The following is a 20,023-nucleotide window of genomic DNA, read 5'->3' as shown; positions in this document are numbered from 1 at the left end:
CCACAACCGCGTTCAATTAGCTGAGGGAATTCTACTGTAGACATATCGTTTTATAGTTTGGTTTCTATTTAAAACGAGTTTCATGCCTGTGGGTGAATTCCCTTATTCATGAAAGTTTTATGTCTAACAAAAGCTTAATGATGGGCAATTTTTCATTCAACAACTAAGTTTTAACTTAAGTAAAAAAAGAAGGCATAGCTAAATAAACATCTGTCTCTAATTGCTTATTTTCAGTACAAGTTCTTTCCTATTTATTCAATTCGAAATGATGAATTACTTCTCCTTTGACATTTATGAACCTAATCAATAGCTTGTCTTTTAATGCACTTGCTGCCACAAAGCCATTCTGTGCGGCAGCAAACTTTGTATACTCCATTTTTCCTGTCTCTCTTATATCAGAACCAGCACCAGAAATTATATGATGAGTCTTATAAGCTGGGTTATGAATATGCTGCAAGTCATGCTCATGACCTGCAAAATACAGATCCACATTATACTTGATCAAAACTTTTTCTAAATGATTTTTAATACTTCCAGTTGAGTGTATTCTTTTACCACCCGAGTATAATGGATGATGCCCTACAATAATTTTCCAATCAGCACTGTTATCACTCAAAACACTATCCATCCATACTAGCTGCCTGGTAGAATCTTGATCCCAAACAGACATATACTTGTCCTGCCGATAATACTGATCTTCAAAAGGGTTAGTGTCAAGAAAAACTATTTTGATAGAGATATTGTCGTCCTCAAAATTCTTGACATAGTACCTTGCAGGCATCTGCCATCTTTGACTAATTTTAGTATAATCTACTTGAGCTTGTGGATTGCCTCGATAGCCATGATTTCCTATTGCTGCATACCAATTGCAAAATAAGTTGTGATGACGATATACATCTTCGAAAGAAGTTTTCCATAGCGGATCAAGAACACTTGCCACTCCATTAGGATAAATATTATCTCCAGTAGTCACAATAAAATCTGGTTCTTGTATCTCAGAGTACTCCCCCATCTGATCTGCTACTTCTTGCTGTCCAAACTGTCCATTTCGACCAAAATCACCTATCACATACCAATGAATCGCATCCTCATAAGCTTTTTCAAATATCCCTTTTTCATCTTTGGACTCAGGTTCGCTTGATTGAACTTGCTGTCTCGATTGGCAACTTACTATCAATAAGATGCCTGATATATATATTAAAAGTTCCCTCATATTACTCAATCAATCTTAGTTTAAGGAAGATCTATTAATTTCTGAATATCATCCCAATCGTAGATTTGAAATGTTTTGTCATCCGACATCGCTACAAAGAGACCATTTGGAAAATCACTATTAAACGAAACCGAAGACACTTCTGAACCATCACTCTCATTCGTAGATACAGGAACCACTTTGATAAGAGGATGCTCGTGTAAGTCTTTATTAGTCCCTTCTCTTGGGAATACCCTAAAAACATTAGCTTGCTGATCTGATACCAAAATGTATCCTGTAGAATCCGAAGTTGAATAAATAGAAATTCCTTCTCTATCTTCTTTAAAACCATCCAAACCAAAAGAAGCCAATTCTTCATCTCCCATAGCTGGATCCACATAGTATTTGCGAATACCAAACCATTCATCTGAATAATATATATAACCCATCTGATCATCTACAGCTATAGCTTCTATCTCTCCATGTCCTCCACTAAACTTACCAAACTTGCGTACGAGTTCTCCTGAGACTTTGCCACTATCCAGATTCAATTTGTATTGATACAAATAACCATTGGCTGGAGAGCCTTCTCCTTTTCGGCTTACTATAGCATAAGCAGTACTATCAGATTTTCGCCAAGATAACGCAACACCCATTACAGCTCGACTATCACTATCTTCAAATACAGGAATTCCTCCTCCATCAATTGATTTCATTTCGGGTAGCTGATAAACACGAATCCTTTTCTTTCCCCTCTCGGTAAATACGGCTATATCCAATTTTACACTGTCCCATACTACTCCATGTAGTATATCTATATTATTAGGTCTATCTACGCCTTTAACTTTCAAAGAATCAATTGATTTCCCTTCAAGGTCAAAAACATAAATCCCCCCTTTTTCATCTTCATACTTGTCTGTTCCCAAGATTAATGATTTAGCCGGATCAATTGGATTGATCCATATCGCAGGGTCATCACTATCATACTGAACAGGACTTGTTGTGTACTTTGGTTTAAGCTTAATTATCGACTCTGACACATTTTTAGACTGGCAGCCAATAGCCACCAAAGCTATAAATAATATTTTCCTCATATTGGCTGATATAAAGAAGGCTGTACCGAAGTACAGCCTTCTTTATTATTTTAGATTAATCAAATTTTACTTTTGAAATAAGTCAAACTTTACTCCTAGATTGAACTTAGGACCATAGTATTCAACTTGCATAGTTCTTGACTCTATTCCTTGATAGTATCTCAAAGGCTGATTAGTTAAGTTGTTCATTTCAGCAAATACTCTCCAATTATTAGTAACTGCATAAGAGGCATTTATATCAAGAAAGAACTGCTCATCATAATATCTATCAAAGAATTCTTCATCTGCCACCTCATCTATGTAATCGGAAGAATAATTAGCAGAAACTCTTACTACCAATTTCTTAGTTTCAAAAGAAAGTGAAGCATTGAATAGGTGATCGGCTGTTCCTGGAAGATCAATACCATCTCTCACATCTCCGTCTTCACTAGCTATACCATCTATATCAGATGCATTGTAGGTATAGTTCGCATAAATACCGAACCCTTTCCATACACCCGGTAGAAAATCTAATTGTCTTTGAGCAGAAAGTTCAAAACCTCTAATACTACCAGAGCCTGAATTTTTCGGCTGGAAAGTGGTAATATCTCCAGCTTCAGTCACCGAAGTATAAATAAAATCGTCAATACTCTTATAAAACAATCCAGCAGAAACTACGCCTACTGACTGGAAGTAATATTCAGCCATCAAATCTATATTCATAGAAGTAGTTGGATTCAATTCAGAATTACCTAAAAACAACTCTTCACCTTCTTCTTCTTCTTCAATTAATCTATAGGGAACCAGATCGTAGTAATTTGGTCTAGCCAAAGAGTTAGTCCAAGCTGCTCTCAAAACAAGATCGCTGCTAGGTGCATACCTTAAGTGTACTGCAGGCAATAAATTATCATAAGACTTTCTGTCCTTAATTGGTTCTGCATTTACGAAATCACCGTCCTCATTGAAATTCACTTCATTACCTGTGTATTCAAAATCTGTATGTTCAACCCTTGCTCCTACGATTACCTTAACCTCGTCGTTTAAGTCTTGTGTCAATTGTATATATCCAGCGGTCACATTCTCATCGGCTTGATAGTTTGAAGCCAAATACTCATCTGGCTTATCTTCTCCCTCGAACCTAGATTCATCAGCAAAGTTCAACTTACCAAGTGCTTTCTCTGAATAAAAATCTCCTGCTGAATACTTACTACCAGCAAGGTAATCTGCATTAGTCTTGTTTGAAACAGCCCCATCAGCTAATGAAATGTCCCCATCGATCAACGTGTATTCCATAAACTCATTATCTCGAAGTTTAGACTTAGCGTTATACTTCGCTCCCAACTTGATATTCCCTTCTTGACTTGACAGTACTGACAAAGGAATCTTCAAATCGATTTGACCTGTATAATTTTCTTCTTCGGTATACTGATTCTCTTCCACAAACTTGTCAAATACGAAATTCGAATTTGTATTTTCATCTATACTCGTCGAAATCAATTGTGGTTCTCTAAACCCGCTGAAAGCTGAATTTACATCTAACGTTAAATCTTCATCTGTTTCAAACTTAGCATATCTCTCATTTGGTCTTTCTTCAGATGCCTTAGAATAAGCTCCATTCCAAGTTAACTGAATATTGTCAAACCAGTGATCTCCACTCAAGGAGTAAGCCTGCACTCGCTGATCTTCTAACCTTGTATTTCTTACTTTATCATTGTCAATACCTCCTTTAGTTTGTCTATCAGCTACACCAATAAACCCAGTAGGAGCATTGTCTACACCATTTGCAAAAACAGCCTTATCTACTTCAGTAGTTAACCTAAATCTATTTTCCCAATCATTTCTCCTAGTGTACATGCTCTTAGCATAGAGTGTATGATTGTTATTTATTTTGTAATCCAAGTTCAATGATACACTTCTTCTTGATCTGGTTACTTCATAGGTTCTAATTTCATTGACGGCCAAAAAAGGATCGGTTTCTATATCTTCTCCTGAATCATCATCCTCTACTTCGTACTCGTACTCAGCTTCCACGTTATGAGAGCCTATTACATCATTTCTCCATGAAGCAGAAAGAACAGCACCAAGTTTATTATCTATAAACCTGTTACTAGCTACTAACCCAAAGTTGTACCCAGGAGCATCACCAACTTCATTATAACTACCTGCTACAGAACCTGAAACTCTCATTCCTTCAGAGGCTCCTCTTGTAACAAGATTTACCGATCCACCTATAGCATCACCATCCATCTCTGGAAGTATAGCTTTATTCACCTGAATCGTCTGAATCATATCTGCAGGAATAAGGTCCATCTGGATATTTCTATTATCACCTTCCGCCGATGGAATTCTATTTCCATTCAAGGTCACAGAGTTCAACTGCGGTGCCAAACCTCTAATAATGATATTTCTAGCTTCTCCTTGATCTCCTTGCATAGTAATACCTGGCACTCTTTTTAAAGCATCACCAGCATTCGCATCTGGGAAACGACCAATCTGATCTGCTGCAACTACATTAGTAATGTTGTCATTAGACCTTTGTTGATTCAAAGCTTTTGCTTGTCCCTTCAATCTATCTCCAAGAATCATTACTTCTCCTCCTAGTAATACTCCAGGCTCAAGATCAAAAGAGAAAGAAGAAACGCCTTTATCAGCAACATCTACTTTCTTTGTTATTTCCTGATATCCTAAATAGGAAATTTTCACATCATGGCTTCCTTCTGGCACATCAATTATGGTAAACTCTCCATTGATATCAGTTACTGCTCCGACTTGTCCCAAGTCTGTTACAAGAACTGTAGCACCGGGCATCGCTAGCCCGTTCTCATCGGTGATTTTTCCTTTAATAGTGCCTGCTCCAGCTTCTGCAACCTCTGATGCGAAAAGGACTAATACGATAGCTAAACAGCTGATCATAATTTTTCTCATTGGTAAAAGTGTTTTAGTTCGATGGCGAAAGTAGAAGTAGAATGTTAAGGATAAATTAGCAAGTTTTAAAACTTAGATAACTTTAATCAAGGAGTTTTTATGTAATTATTGTTGCTTAGCTAATTATGTAAAAGTCTTGTAATCAGAAGAGGCTACAATAGATGTACAAGCACGTCTACAAAAAGCAACAAAGCGTATACAATTACTAACAAAACACACATAATCAACAAGTTATAAATTACTAATAAGTTATGAGATTGTACTCAAATAGGTATATAAATTCGAGCCTTTTTCAAGTTGAATTTTTTTACGAAGCCGATATCTAGCTATTCTCAAACTATCACTTGATATATTCAAGATTGAAGATATCTCATGCGACTGAAGGTTACTATGAATCATAGTACAAAGCCGAACTTCAGCCGCTGATAGATTTGGATGTTTTTCTTTTAATTTTTCATAGAACCCTACGTGTACTTTCTTAAAAACTGATTCAAACTCTTGCCAATCTTCATCCATTGTGAAACTAAGGTCAATCGCTTTAGTTAACTTATTCACTTTTTTCTTGACATCTTCAGGTTCACTTTTTTTAATCTTTTTTAGATTGTCTCGGAGTGATTTTAAGAATTCATTCTTTCTTATCATATGCAAAGCGGACCTTGATATTTCTCCATTCTTCATCTCTAGATCATCTTGGAGTTGTTTTTCAAAAAGACGCTTATTCTCAATTTCCGCTTTAAGTTTTTCTTCGTTTAATTGAGCATTGAGTAACTCAGATTTATTTAATTCATTCTCAATTTTGAGTAGTTGCTTTTCCTTTTTGTTTTTAGAGGATTTTAAAAAAGAACCATAAGAAATCAAACCTGTGATTAGTATTAAAGACAATCCTCCTAACCTGATTAAAGTCAAGGTATTCTGCCTGTCTTTTTTCATCGCAACAATAGTCTGTTTCTTTTTTTCAAGATCGAACTTGATCTGTTCCTTAGCCAATTCTTTTGCCATTCTTTCTCCAAACCATTCATTTTTATACTCATAACTGATCGATAAATAATAGTATGCACTATCATATTCATTTATATCCGCAAAAGTTTTGGATATATCTCTGGCTGCTGATTGAATTTGATCAAGATTCTTGATTTTCGTTGCAAGCGTATATGACTCTTTGGTATACTGCATAGCCATATTATAATTACCTGTTTTACGATATACATCTCCAATATTATTCAGGTTACTTACGAGTGCCAACATCGACTTTATCCCAAGATTATATTCATAGGCCTTTTCAAAATAGAATTTCGCTTCATCATACAACTCTAAATCCTCATAGATACTTCCAATATTATCATATATGACCGCTAGTTCAACTGAATCTGGTTGAGATTCAAAATACTCAAGAGCCTTCTTCTGACATAGCAATGCACTATCATACACTTGTGTCTTTTCATAGATATGTCCAAGATGCCCATAAAGTGAAGCAAGATCTTTTCTATGAGGTTCAGACTGACTATACTCCATAGCTTTGTGTATAGAGTAGAAAGCTTTATCATAATTATCTGTTTCTAAAAAAACAAAACTCATGACTTTATAGGCTTTACTTAAAAAGCGAAAATTATTGTCGATCGTGAATTGATCAATGGCACTACTTAAATGTACAATAGCTTCATCAAACGCCTCGTTTTCAGTTAAAACCTTAGCCAACAGCAAAGAAATACGCGCTTCACTAGACTTATCATTAAGTTTTTTTGCTAACTCCAGAAGGTTATGCCCTAAGAATAATAGACTGTCTGATGGAATTTTATTTGAACTGAGCTCTAAGTCAATAACAAGTGGCTCTATTTCGAAAGAAGAAATGGATTTAGGATGTGGGGAAAGAAATTGACAAGAAGACAGGCAGATACATAAAAGTAGAAAATAGTAGCTCTTCATCTCATTTATCACTTTTCAAAAGACAAATGACAATATTAAGCTTAGTAGATTACTTAGGATTAGCTAGACTATGAAGTTGCTATTAATTATAGAAATGAATAATCAAAAAAATGAACAAAAAAAGGCAGTCATTTCTGACTGCCCTAGAGTATTCTAATATTTAGTGCGCTATTAAGCTGAGTAATTACTCAACATTACTGGCATCACTAACATCAATAAATCTTCATTTTCTGCTTGTTCTACTGGAACTAAAAGCCCAGCTTTATTTGGTTCAGAAAGCTTCATTGTTACTTGCTTAGAACTAACATTTGCTAGCATCTCAATCAAGAACTTACCATTAAATCCAATCTCAATATCTGCACCGTTATGGTCACAAGAAAGTCTTTCATTGGCTTCGTTAGAAAAATCTAAGTCCTCAGATGACACTACCAACTCGCTTCCGGTGATCTTCAATCTTACCTGATGAGTTGTCTTATTGGCATAAATCGCTATACGCTTCAATGAACCAAGAAGTTCAGCTCTATCGATTGTCATTTCGTTATCATTACCAGCTGGAATTACATTTTCGTAATCAGGGAATCTCTCGTCGATCAATCTACATACCATCTGAACACCATCAAATCTAAAGAAGGCGTTTGACACATTATATTCTACACTTACGTTAGTATTCTCTGATGGTAAGGTCGAATTCAACAGCGTTAAAGCTTTACGAGGAATAATCATGCTCGCACCACTGTCAGAGGCAATATCTACTCTCCTGTACCTTATTAATCTATGACCATCAGTTGCCACGAATGTGGTATTCGTATCAGATAGGTTCAAAAACACGCCAGTCATCGCTGGTCTCAATTCATCGTTGCTAGTCGCCAAAATAGTATTGGAGATAGCATGACCTAACACCTCAGAGGAAATATTAACCGAACTACCATCAGCTACAGTAGGCACTTTAGGAAAGTCTGTAGCATTCTCTCCTGACAGCTTATACTTACCATTGTCAGAATTGATCTCTATGCTATATGAAGCTTCGTCAATATCAAAAGTAATTGGCTGCTCTGGTAGATTTTTCAGAGTGTCTAAAAGTATCTTAGAAGGAACTGCAATGCTACCGTTCTCTTTCGCCTCCACTTCAAGCTCCGTGATCATGGAAGTTTGTAAATCAGAAGCAGTTACTGTTAACTTCCCATCGCTGATTTCAAAAAGAAAGTTCTCAAGAATCGGAACGACTGGATTAGTAGTGATCACACCATTGATCGCAGAAATCTGCTTCAGTAGGTACGAAGAAGAAACAATAAATTTCATCGTGAAGTTTAAAAGTGTCCTAGAATAAATGAATGCTCAAAGTATGAACCTGCTTTGAGGCAGCCAAAGTTAAGGATAAATAGCAAATAAAAAAGTGAGTTCTATCTGTGATTTAGCAACTTTCAGTAGCAAATTTCAATTGAGTAGAATGGTAGTTATTTAGCGCATGCTAAACAGAAGATTTATCAGGCTTTACGAGGCAATAGAATTGGTTCAATTAAAATTCGAATCATATATAAAAAGATTTGCCCTAATTATTTATTCACAGAAAAATAACTTCCTTTCTTCATAAGCTTCTCCATTCTACCCTTATCTACGACAATCATTTGATCACTATCATCTTTCAAGAGGTAAAATCGCTCTTTGGGAATCAATGGGTAAATTTTCAAATTACGGCTTCTTGAAGCATCAATATCATCTAAGGTCAAAGTAGCAAAAGGCTCTACTTTTGAAAGACTATCATATCGAGGAAACTCTCCTTCATCTAGATAATCGTTAAGCATGAACTGCTCATACTGACTGAGATAGTCCATGAACACAGCCGTGTCAAGTAGATTAACACTATTTACAGCAAGAAATTTTTTATCAAAGTATATATCAAGGTTTTCTGCGTTAGAATATTTTATCCTAAGATTCTGTATTGATCTCCAGTTAGAAGCAAACAGCATCCTATCTCGCCATTGATTCAGAGTAAGTTCGAATATTCCTGAGAGATAGTTTTCATAACCCGGAATGCCTACAACGTAGATATCAGTAAGATTCTCATTAGCAAAATACCCAACCGATTTAGTAGCATTTCCTCCGGCATAGAATGATTTTACACCTGTCTTAGTACCTAATGTAACCTTAGCACCTTTGGTCAGAAGGTCTGTTTTTATTTCATCAAAATTAAGCCGGCTAACAGGACGAATAATAGAAACCTGTGACATTATGGCCTTAGTAACCTTTATCAATGATGGATCTACTGCATACCTTTCATTGAGCAACCAACCATCAGGATTTTGTATTTCAATCTTTTTCCCAAATCTTTCTATAATTAAAGATTTCAAACTTGAGGTATCTTCAATTTGAAACATGTCTACATCAAACGAGACACTAGAGGAATTACTACCATCATAGAAAAACAGCCCTACTGAAACTACTATTAGCCCAATGAGAATTAATATATGTTTATTCAATTGCCTCATTTAAAACTAGCGTATTTTCGTTTGCGCAGATAAACCCTGAGTACTCCAAAGACAATTAGCAAAACTATAGGAAGGACTAAATTAAACACCTGCCAAAATAGCTTTTCTTCTTCTACCTTGACTTTATCAAGTGGTCTAATTTGAACTTCTTTTGATTTTGATACTATTACGCCACTTTCATTGAGCATATAATCAATTGCATTTAATACAAAATCTTGATTTGCAAACTGAACTTGATTATATGGACTCACCCCTAATGGTAAAGGTTTACCGTCTTTCGGACTAAATTCATTTCGAATCATATCTCCATCGGCACACACTAATATAGAAGTCTCTTTACTATTTTCTATAAGACCAGACTTAGAAACTTCTTTAGGCAGCAACCTCTTGGCATAGTTCGATTTAAAGTAGCCTTTGAGAAGATAAGCTACAGGTTGAGAACCTTGGTTGAAACGTTTAGGATCTAAGTTTTTCTGAAGTTCGTTGAATGCTACTTTCACTGGAGTTGTTGAAATCAAAGAGTACTGAGAAGTCATCAACAACGGTACTTTGGACACTCCTGATGCTTTAACTGTATCAATTGTAGAAACAAACTTCATTGAAACTGCATCAAGGTTTTTGACAATTGGATGATTTCCAAAGTTATTGACAATAGGAAAAAATGGCCATGGAAGCATTCTAATCTGAGTATTATTACCCATGTTACCAGCTACAACTGGAAAATCACTACAAACAATGTCCTGTACAAAGTTTCTATTAATTCTAATTCCATACTTGAATAACATATCGTCCAAGTTTAATTCATAAGGAAATGCATAGGTTCCATCCCCGCTTGCACTATCCATATTGACACGAAGGGCATCAATAAAAAACAAAGCTTTTCCTCCATTCATTATATACTGATCAATCTTAAACTTTTCGACCTCCGTAAATGCTGTAGTCGGCTTTGGAAAGATTAAAGCATCATATATATCCAAAGTCTTAGTTCTATTTGGCAAGTCAACCTTAAATACATTGTAGTTCTCTAGAAGTGCTGAAGTCAAACCAGCAAGGTTTAATGAATCTGGTTCATTATGACCTGTAATCATTCCTATAGTTTTACGTCGATCACTTGAAAGCTTCCTGATCACATTTGCGATTTCGTATTCTAAACCTTCTATGGATTGATTGAGCTGTTCTTCAGCAGATGACGATTTGTTACCTTTTAGTAGCATTACAGGCATCTGCTGTCCTAAATAAGAAATGACTGCTCCCGGAAAAATAATTTTCTCAGTCTTATTACCATCTTTCTTAAAGGATAGATTAGTCGGCTGAAGCCCCTTCTTTACTAGAGCGGCATAAAATTCATTTCTAGCCTTGGCACTCTTGGCAGAAGAAGGATCTGTAAAGCGATAAACTATCTTTTTATCAGAATAGTAAACAAACTGATCCAACGTTTCATCAATAGCTCTGCGAAGTCGCTTAAAACCAGCTGGCATATCTCCATATAAATATACATCTACATATACTGGCTCCTGAAGGCTTGTTAATACATTTTTAGTAGCTTCCGAAATACTATACCTCTTACCTTCCGTCATATCGAAGCGAACAGGGAAGTGACTAATCAACTGATTAATTATAATCACTACCATTAGGCCAATACCCAGTTCTAATAAACTTTTGGCTTTATTGTTTACCATTTTCTTGCGTCCAGAATTAGTTTAGTAAACAATAACATAACTGTCGCTACACTTATAAAGTAGATAACATCTGCTAAATCAATAAGTCCTCTACTCAAAGAACTATAGTGCGAAAGCATTCCAAGATGATTCAGATAAAGTGCCATATTACCCCAAACATCAATGGTTGAAAGTGAATCAAAACCAGAGAAAAATAAAAAAGATAAGAATACAGCAATGACAAAAGATACAACTTGATTTTCTGTAATTGCAGAAGCAAAAACACCAATTGCGACAAATGCAGCCCCGACTAGTATCAAGCCTAAATATGAACCCGCAGTTCCAGGGATGTCTAAATTACCTACAGGATTACCTAAAACATATACTGAATAAAATGATAATAACGTTGGTAATATAGCTAGAATCACTAGAGCAAGACCTGCAAAATACTTGCCCAATATCACTTGAAAATAAGTTATTGGTTTGGTGAAAAGTAACTCAGCTGTACCTGTCCTTTTTTCCTCGGCAAAGAACTTCATAGTAATAGCAGGTATTAAAAACATGAATACATATGGACCGAGATTAAACAGTGTACTCATATCCGAATAACCGTATTCCAAGATACTGCTATCTGGAAATACCCACATCAGTAACCCAAGAGACGTTAAGAATACTCCAATTACTATATAGGCAATTAAACTATTCAAGAACCCATTAAATTCTTTAAGAAATACTGCTAACATTATTGATCCAAGGTCATAGATTGGAAAATATCTTCTAGTGATCGAACTTCCTCTTGCAATCCAACCAATGGTAGATTGTTGGTAGCTGCTAACTGAAAAACCTCACTTCTAGCCTCTTCGCTGTTAGTTACCTCCAGCGCATATTTACCTTCACTTTCTCTAGTCACACTATCAACAGTCGCTACTCCTTTTAGTAGAGATTCACTAATATCACTTTTAAACTCTACTATCAAGACTTGACTTTCTTTGAACCCCTTTTCAAATTCATCAATAGTATTGTCTGCAATTAATTTACCTTTATTGATCACCACTACTCTATCGCAAAGAGCTTTAATTTCCTGCATAATATGAGAAGAAAAAATCACCGTTTTATCTTTTGAAACGTCTTTGATCAACTTTCTTATTTCGAGGATTTGATTTGGATCTAGACCTGTAGTAGGTTCGTCTAGAATAAGTACTTCAGGATCGTGAAGTAAAGCTTGCGCTAAACCAACTCTCTGTCTATAACCTTTTGATAGTTGTCCAATTTTCTTGTTTTGTTCTCGTATTAAACCACATTGTTCAACTACTTCTGGAATTCTATTTCTTATTTGCTTACTTGAAAGTTTATTAGCCTTACCTGTAAAAGATAAAAACTCATGAACATACATGTCGAGATATAAAGGATTATGCTCAGGCAGATATCCTACTTTGGCTTGAACCATTAATGGTTCAGCTATCACATCAATATCAGCCACCTTTACAGATCCCATACTAGGACTCAGGTAACCAGTAGCAATCTTCATTGTTGTTGACTTACCAGCACCATTTGGTCCCAAAAAACCTAGTATTTCTCCTTTTTGTACTGAGAAAGAAATATCATCGACAGCATATTGCTGACCATATATTTTCGTAAGATTTTGGATTACTAACGACAAACTGAATAGAGCATTTAGTAACCTATCAAGGCTACATTACTTCAACAAAACGTAAATTCTTAATTGTGCAAATGTAAGTGTATCGTAGAAAATGCCAAGCTCAAACCATTGTTACTGATTTGCTTTAACATTTTTCAACAAAACTTATTTTTAACCTTTAGGTTTCAATGGCCGCACTTCAAAATCTACTGGTAAATAATTTGGTGGTGTATTTAGACAGTGAATTATACTTGAAGCTACATCTTGTGGCATCATCATATTATCATGAGCGTTGACTTCCTCCATATCATCGAAGAATTGAGTTTTTACACTACCTGGATAAATACAGGTAACTTTAATCCCAAAATCTCTTAACTCCATAAACATGGAATGAGAAATTCCTGTAACAGCATGCTTTGTACCAGCATACCCGACCATATTTTTGACAGGATTTCTTCCTGCCACAGAACCAATATTAATAATGTGACCAAACCCAAAATCTTTCATAGCAGGAATTACTGCCTGACTACAGTGAAAGACCCCATTAACATTAATATCAAACATTAATTTCCAATGATCAAAACTCATTTCGTCTATAGTCTCAACAAAACCTACTCCAGCATTGTTAACAAGTACAGTTGGCGCTTTTCCAAAATAATCTACAGTTGACCTATAAGCCTCTCTAACTTGATCTGGATTACTAACATCCACTGAACAGAAGTAATAGTTTTCGTGTTCAGTAATACCATTAGTTCTACTCCAACCTGCAACTTTGACACCTAGTTCAAGCAACTGTTTTACTAACTCACTTCCAATTCCCTTACTAGCTCCTGTTACAATAGCAATTTGTTCCTTGAGTATCATAAATCTTGTATTATAAGTTCTTTAATTAGTTTGGTCATATCTGGTTCTGCCTTAGCAGCAGCCTTTAAAATATCTTCTATACTCACCTTTTCTATCTCCCCATAACATACATCTGTCAAAACAGATACAGCGAAGACTGGCACCCCCATCTGACGAGCTACAATATTTTCTGGAACCGTTGACATACCTACAGCATCTGCACCGATAATCCGAAGAAATTTATATTCGGCACGAGTTTCTAAATTCGGTCCATTTACTCCTACATAAACACCTCTATGAACCTTAGTATCAAACGACTTGGAGATTTTGAGACCTCTATCAATCAATGAAAAATCATACGGTTGGCTCATATCCGGAAATCTATCTCCTAACTCATCTAGATTTTTTCCTACCAGTGGGTTTTCGGTTTGCAAATTGATGTGATCGTCAAGAATCATTAAATCACTCTTACCATAATCAGAATTCAAAGCTCCAGCAGCGTTACTGATGAATAATTTTTCAATCCCTAAAAGTTTCATAACCCTGACTGGAAATGTAACTTCTTTCATGGTATAGCCTTCGTAGAAATGAAATCTACCTTTCATGACCACTACAGACTTGTCTCCTAATTTGCCAAAAATCAATTTCCCTTTGTGAAATTCGACTGTAGAAACTGGAAAATGAGGAATTTCTTCATAATCAATTTCCAACTCAACATCTACTTCGTCTACCAAACCTCCTAATCCAGTACCTAGTATAATTCCGTACTTGGGAGATTCCATTATTTTAGACTGAATGAAATCAGCACTAAATTTGATTTGCTCTAGATATTCCATCTGTTGTTTTGATCTCTGTAACTTCAAGATTACTACAGACCGCACAAAATAGTTTCAGTTAGTCTTAATTTTTTAAGATCTAGCCATAGTAAACCCTAAGTAAACATATTTAACCTCTCTCAATCTTTACAGGTAATCTTATAAAGAACGTTGTACCAACACCCAGCTCACTTTCCAATTGAATATCTCCTTGTAGTTTTTCTGTCAATGTTTTAACAATAGATAAGCCAAGTCCATTGGTATGTTCTCCAGCGGTAGGCGTAGCACTTAATCTCTTGAAAGGTTTAAACATCTTTTTTTGATCTTCTTGACTTATCCCTGGACCTTCATCCTTTAAAGCAAAAAGGATATTCTTCTCTTCCTGAGTAATATCTAAATACATTTTAGCACCCGCAACAGAGAACTTCATAGCATTGGTCATTAAATTATCTAGCACTCTAGCAAGCATAGTCTTATCTGTAGTCATGATTTTATCCACCAACTTAATGACAACCTTTAGGCTTTGGCTCTTATGCTGAAGTTGAGTCTTAAAACTAATCTTCCAAGCTTTAATAAATTCTTCGATCGGTAAATCAACCAATTTAAGTTTAACTTCACCGTTTCTGGCGGAATTAACATCTAATAGATCTTGAATCAATGCCGTACCACGATGAACCACATCTTTCATTTGAATGATATACCCTTGTTGTTCAGAGTTGAGATTACCATCCAATTCGATAAGAGTAGATAAACTAAAAATATTACTAAGAGGTGTCCTCAAATCATGTGCTACGACGCTTAACACTCCATCTTTTTCCCTATTAAGGTCTTCTAGTACAGTATTCTTTTCTTTGACTTGATGCAATAGACTATTAATTGACAAACAGGTATTCACCCTTGCTGACAACTCTACTCTCTCTATCGGTTTTCGAATATAGTCTGAAGCTCCAGCTGCTAACGCTTTTCTTAAATCCTCGGATGAGGCACGACCTGTTGCCATTATGACCGGGATATCTTTAGTTTTTTCCTTTTCTTTAATAACCTTAAGTGCGTCAAACCCGCTGAGCTTTGGCATCTCCCAATCCATAATAATTAGATCTGGAAGTCTTTTGGTAGCGATATCTACAGCCATTTCTCCATTCGTCGCTAAAAGGAATTTGGCATTTGGTCGTTCTTTTTCAAGTACGTTCAAAATAACCTTCAAATTATCAGGCTGATCATCTGCGATCAATATGACAGTATTATTATCCAGATACATTTAACACATTAATTAATCTTTCATACTCAGACTCATTCACGTTTTGAACAGCATTTACAACATAACTCTTCCAGTATTTGACTTCTTGGTTGTCATCATTTAATCTTTCAATAGCTTTCATTATTTCACTATAATCGAAGACTTGGTAATTTTTAATCTCGTTAATAACAGGCTCAATCACTTGTAAATCAATAACATTAAACCCTTTTTTCTCATATGAAACCTTAGCCACCTTTACTTCTTTAGCTTCATAGCTCTGTACTAAAGGAAGTTGAACAATAAATGTGGCGCCTTTACCTTCTTCTGATTCTGCCCAAACCTTACCTCCATGTGCCTCTACTGCCATTTTACAAAAGGCTAATCCTAATCCAGTAGACTTTATACCTTTAGAGCTTTTAGGTGAAATTTGAGTGTATTTTTCAAAGACTCGATGAAGCATTCTCTTTGGAATCCCTGGACCTTGATCAATAAATGAAACCTCTACAAAGTCACCGTTTCGTTTAGATTTTATTTCAATTCTTCCATTTGTAGGAGAGTATTTAAGTGCATTAATCAAAATATTACAAAATACTCTAGACATTAGCTCTAGATCTACATTGCATAAGTACTTCTTAGCAGATGAATAATGGACTGTAATATTATCCTGCTCGATCATAAAGTCTGTCTGCTCTATTACACTCTTAATCATCTCATCTAAAAAATGCTCACTTTGAGAGATGGCAACATCCGTATTTTCAAATTTTTGTACATCAAGTATGTTCAATACCATATTGAGCATATTCTTCCCTGATTGATTTATACTCCTTATTTCTAATGGAGATGGCTGTCCCTCTGAAAAACTGATCACCGTATTCAATGCATTCTTAAAATCATGTACGATCATAGCAGTGGTCATCTCCTTAAACTTATTTAGGTCTCTTTGCTTAGAAAATGATTCACTGAGATGTGAAAAAGCTTCCTCAATTGCATCGTTCTTAATTTTAATTTTTTCATACGCTTGATGAAGTTCTTCTGATTGACTTAGGATTTCGGCCTTCTGTCTATTGACTTCAGCCGTCGCCTCTTCTATTATTTTATTTTGGATAAATCTTCTGGTAGATGTTTTTTTATTGAGTAAACGAGCAGCTACGATAATAACCATAATCAGCGTTGCTAATAGAATCCAATCGAGATAGGAAATCCAATGATTATTCAAATCGGCAGTCTTGTTGAATAATAAAAATGAAAGCTGATTTGAAATGGCTTGACAAATAATTGTTGGATCAAACAACAATGTTTTCATATAATATTCCATAGCTGCTACTTTACTCTACCCGAGTATTGATTATAAAAGATAAGGGATTTTGAGTGATTACTGAAGATGACGAAGTCAAATATTTAAACTAGAAAAATGGAAACTCTCAGCTGTATCAGATCAAAGAACATATTTAGTTAATACTGTCTTAATATACATAATTAACTGCACTATATAATAACCCTCATATTTGACTGCTTTTTACTAAAAATAGACTTTAATGAAGAAGATTTTCATAGTTCCAGACCTAATCTTCGCATCATAAAAGACAACCCTTGCGAACTTTTTCCAGTCTAAAAGTGTAACTTATGAGCTAAAACTAAACCTTAGACCGATTAAAAATTCAATTATTAACACTTTTCAAACTTCCGTGATCACTAATTTACTGTTCAGGTATCACCAAATCAGATTACAATCAGAATTAATTTGCGAACCTCTAGAACCAGAAGATTATGTGGTTCAACCTATTGTAGATGTTAGTCCTCCCAAATGGCACCTTGGTCACACTACTTGGTTTTTTGAGCAAATGTTGTTGGTTCCATTCATGCCTGACTACAAATTGTTTCACCCCGAATATAATTATGTCTTCAACAGCTATTACGAAACAGTAGGAAATAGAGTACTCAGAACTAATAGAGGAAACCTCTCAAAACCTTCAGTTGTGGATATATATTCCTACAGGAAATATGTAGATAAATGTATGAAGGACTTTATCGAGAACATTAACCTTTCAACTGAGCTTCTCAACATCATAGAGATTGGACTTCAACATGAACAACAACATCAAGAACTTTTATACTATGATATAAAGTACATTCTAGGAAATAACCCTTTATTCCCTAAATATCGAGAGGAATCGAATAACAAAAACCTTAGCTCAGCAACCCCTTTAGGATTTCTGGATGTATCTGAAGGCATTTATAAAGTCGGACATAATAGTGATGGGTTCTGCTTTGATAATGAAAAAGGTCATCATAGCGTCTTTCTTCATGATTATATAATTGGAGATCGACTTATCACTAATGCAGAATTCTTAGAATTCATTCAAGATGGAGGCTATCAGGATTTCAGACATTGGTACTCTGAAGCATGGGAATGGGTCAAAACTAATGACAAAAAGGCTCCATTTCACTGGCACAATATGGACGGTGTTTGGTATAACTACACCATGCATGGTTTAAAAAAAGTGAACCTAGATACTCCTGTAGCTCATGTAAGCCAGTTTGAAGCAGCCGCATTTGCGAAATGGAAAGGAATGAGGCTTCCTACGGAATTTGAATGGGAAGTTGCCTGTGGTATTCATCAGCCTAGCATTCCAGTATCAGCCAATCTATCTGACATGGATACTTTTGAACCAATTCAGCCTACTGAAGGAAATTATCAGTTTTATGGAGACTTGTGGGAATGGACTAGTTCAGCCTACACTGCATATCCGTACTACGAAGCTCCTGAAGGTGCGCTAGGAGAATACAATGGAAAATTTATGACTAACCAAATGGTTCTCAAGGGTGGTTCTTACGCAACCCCTCGTAACCATATACGTCCAACCTATAGAAATTTTTTTCACCCACATCTAAACTGGCAGTTCACTGGAATTCGCCTTGCTAAACATGTTTGATACTATTGAAAAACCCAAGATTGATATCTCATCTGACTTTTACAAAGACGTAATTTCTGGTCTAAATCAGTATCCTAAGTCTCTTTCTTCTAAATATTTCTATGACAAAAAAGGCGATCAAATCTTCCAACAAATCATGGAACTTGACGAATACTATTTGACGAGAGCAGAATTCGAAATTTTCAATCTCCAAGCAGATAAAATTCTTGATACTTTTTCTCCTAATGATCAACCGTTCAACCTAATTGAATTTGGTGCTGGCGATGGTCTCAAAACAAAAGTGTTATTGAAGTATTTTCTACAAAAAGAGGCTGACTTCAGTTATCTACCAATTGATATTTCTCAAAATGCATTAAACGGTTTGGCTTCTAGTCTTAATCAGGAAATTCCAGAACTAAATATCAATACACTTCAGGGAGATTACTTTGAAGTATTAGATAAGCTCTCTCATCAATCAGACAGGAGAAACATTCTACTATTCCTTGGCTCAAATATTGGAAACTTCACTAACGAACAAGCAAAAACATTTCTTTCTAAGATTAGTCAGGATTTAAACACAGGAGACTTAATCTTATTAGGTATTGACTTGAAGAAAAAACCAGAGTCAATTTTAGCGGCTTATTCGGACAAAAAAGGAGTAACCGCAGAATTCAATCTAAACTTATTAGATAGAATTAATCATGAACTTGATGGAGATTTTGAGCGAAGCAAATTTATTCACAATGCTTCTTATGACCCTATTACAGGAGATTGTAAAAGTTCATTATTAAGTAAAGAGAATCAAACTGTGACAATAAATGGAAATACATTTCATTTCGATCAGTGGGAGCCTATTCACACTGAAATTTCGAAAAAATATAGTTTGAAAGACATTGAAACTCTTGGAAAGAATACAGGGTTTGAAATTATTGACTATTTATTCGACCGAAAAAAGCAATTCACAAATACTATTTGGAGGGTAATATAAGTCATCAAAACGTTTTGATTCGATACCTAAGCTTTAGTCTAGTAGGACCGAAAAAACTCTAGTTCAACACATTGAGAAGTCTATCGAAAATTTACCGTTAGTATGAAACGGACTTATTTGATTACAAATATCTGCTTGAAGATAAGTAATAGAATTATCTTAAAAATGTATCAAGTAAAAAACACCTAGCATTTCTAACAATAAATTCTATTTTTGCAGTCCTTTAACTGATGCGCACGTGGTGGAATTGGTAGACACGCCATCTTGAGGGGGTGGTGGGAGCAATCCCGTGGAAGTTCGAATCTTCTCGTGCGCACTTCTTTTTCCTCTCA

15 protein-coding genes and 1 tRNA gene are annotated in these 20,023 nt (G+C 35.4%); 3 read left to right on the top strand and 13 right to left on the bottom strand.

Translation table 11 applies throughout. The features are described 5' to 3' along the window. Nucleotides 1–247: 247 nt before the first annotated feature. The 13 genes from DKG80_RS17755 to DKG80_RS17695 all read right to left on the bottom strand — a co-directional run bounded on the left by DKG80_RS17755 (nt 248) and on the right by DKG80_RS17695 (nt 17,106). Entirely contained in the window at nt 248–1,213 is a 966-nt protein-coding gene (locus DKG80_RS17755) for a metallophosphoesterase (protein ID WP_109832721.1), read from the bottom strand. A gap of 20 nt (nt 1,214–1,233) precedes the next feature. After that, nucleotides 1,234–2,286, bottom strand: a complete 1,053-nt coding sequence (locus tag DKG80_RS17750; protein ID WP_109832720.1) for a phytase — start codon at nt 2,284–2,286, stop codon at nt 1,234–1,236. A gap of 66 nt (nt 2,287–2,352) precedes the next feature. After that, a complete protein-coding gene (locus DKG80_RS17745) occupies nt 2,353–5,190 on the bottom strand; it encodes a TonB-dependent receptor (protein WP_109832719.1) in 2,838 nt (945 codons plus the stop codon). Between the two features lie 249 nt (nt 5,191–5,439). Further along, nucleotides 5,440–7,113: a tetratricopeptide repeat protein gene (locus DKG80_RS17740; protein WP_109832718.1), complete on the bottom strand. Its 1,674-nt coding sequence runs from the start codon at nt 7,111–7,113 to the stop codon at nt 5,440–5,442. 171 nt (nt 7,114–7,284) lie between these two features. Continuing rightward, entirely contained in the window at nt 7,285–8,412 is a 1,128-nt protein-coding gene (gene dnaN, locus DKG80_RS17735) for a DNA polymerase III subunit beta (protein WP_109832717.1), read from the bottom strand. 254 nt (nt 8,413–8,666) lie between these two features. After that, a complete protein-coding gene (locus tag DKG80_RS17730; RefSeq protein WP_162555961.1) occupies nt 8,667–9,590 on the bottom strand; it encodes a hypothetical protein in 924 nt (307 codons plus the stop codon). A gap of 5 nt (nt 9,591–9,595) precedes the next feature. After that, on the bottom strand, nt 9,596–11,278 hold the full coding sequence (gene gldG / locus DKG80_RS17725; protein WP_109832715.1) for a gliding motility-associated ABC transporter substrate-binding protein GldG: 1,683 nt from the start codon (nt 11,276–11,278) through the stop codon (nt 9,596–9,598). Then, the gene (gene gldF / locus DKG80_RS17720; protein ID WP_109832714.1) at nt 11,272–12,000 is read right to left on the bottom strand and encodes a gliding motility-associated ABC transporter permease subunit GldF; all 729 of its coding nucleotides are present in this window, start codon (nt 11,998–12,000) and stop codon (nt 11,272–11,274) included. Before gldF ends, gldG begins: the two co-directional genes overlap by 7 nt. Further along, complete coding sequence (gldA, locus tag DKG80_RS17715; protein WP_109832713.1) at nt 12,000–12,917, bottom strand: gliding motility-associated ABC transporter ATP-binding subunit GldA; 918 nt, start codon at nt 12,915–12,917, stop codon at nt 12,000–12,002. Before gldA ends, gldF begins: the two co-directional genes overlap by 1 nt. 150 nt (nt 12,918–13,067) lie before the next feature. Next, complete coding sequence (locus DKG80_RS17710) at nt 13,068–13,760, bottom strand: SDR family oxidoreductase (protein WP_109832712.1); 693 nt, start codon at nt 13,758–13,760, stop codon at nt 13,068–13,070. Beyond that, a complete protein-coding gene (locus DKG80_RS17705) occupies nt 13,757–14,575 on the bottom strand; it encodes a purine-nucleoside phosphorylase (protein ID WP_109832711.1) in 819 nt (272 codons plus the stop codon). Before DKG80_RS17705 ends, DKG80_RS17710 begins: the two co-directional genes overlap by 4 nt. A gap of 109 nt (nt 14,576–14,684) precedes the next feature. Continuing rightward, entirely contained in the window at nt 14,685–15,812 is a 1,128-nt protein-coding gene (locus tag DKG80_RS17700; protein WP_109832710.1) for a hybrid sensor histidine kinase/response regulator, read from the bottom strand. Beyond that, a complete protein-coding gene (locus DKG80_RS17695; protein WP_109832709.1) occupies nt 15,799–17,106 on the bottom strand; it encodes a sensor histidine kinase in 1,308 nt (435 codons plus the stop codon). The genes DKG80_RS17700 and DKG80_RS17695 overlap by 14 nt, the downstream gene beginning before the upstream one ends. 370 nt (nt 17,107–17,476) lie before the next feature. Between DKG80_RS17695 and egtB the strand changes: the two genes are divergently transcribed. From egtB to DKG80_RS17680, 3 genes are all read left to right on the top strand, one after another. After that, nucleotides 17,477–18,724: an ergothioneine biosynthesis protein EgtB gene (gene egtB, locus DKG80_RS17690; protein ID WP_109832708.1), complete on the top strand. Its 1,248-nt coding sequence runs from the start codon at nt 17,477–17,479 to the stop codon at nt 18,722–18,724. After that, nucleotides 18,717–19,691 carry an L-histidine N(alpha)-methyltransferase gene (gene egtD / locus DKG80_RS17685; RefSeq protein ID WP_109832707.1) on the top strand — a complete coding sequence of 325 codons (975 nt, stop codon included), beginning with the start codon at nt 18,717–18,719 and terminating at the stop codon, nt 19,689–19,691. The genes egtB and egtD overlap by 8 nt, the downstream gene beginning before the upstream one ends. A 232-nt stretch (nt 19,692–19,923) precedes the next feature. Continuing rightward, a tRNA-Leu gene (locus tag DKG80_RS17680) sits at nt 19,924–20,007 on the top strand. Nucleotides 20,008–20,023: the final 16 nt, after the last annotated feature.

The organism is Reichenbachiella versicolor (genome assembly GCF_003171675.1).
Lineage (GTDB): Bacteria > Bacteroidota > Bacteroidia > Cytophagales > Cyclobacteriaceae > Reichenbachiella > Reichenbachiella versicolor.
This window is presented reverse-complemented; position numbering and strand designations above follow the sequence as displayed.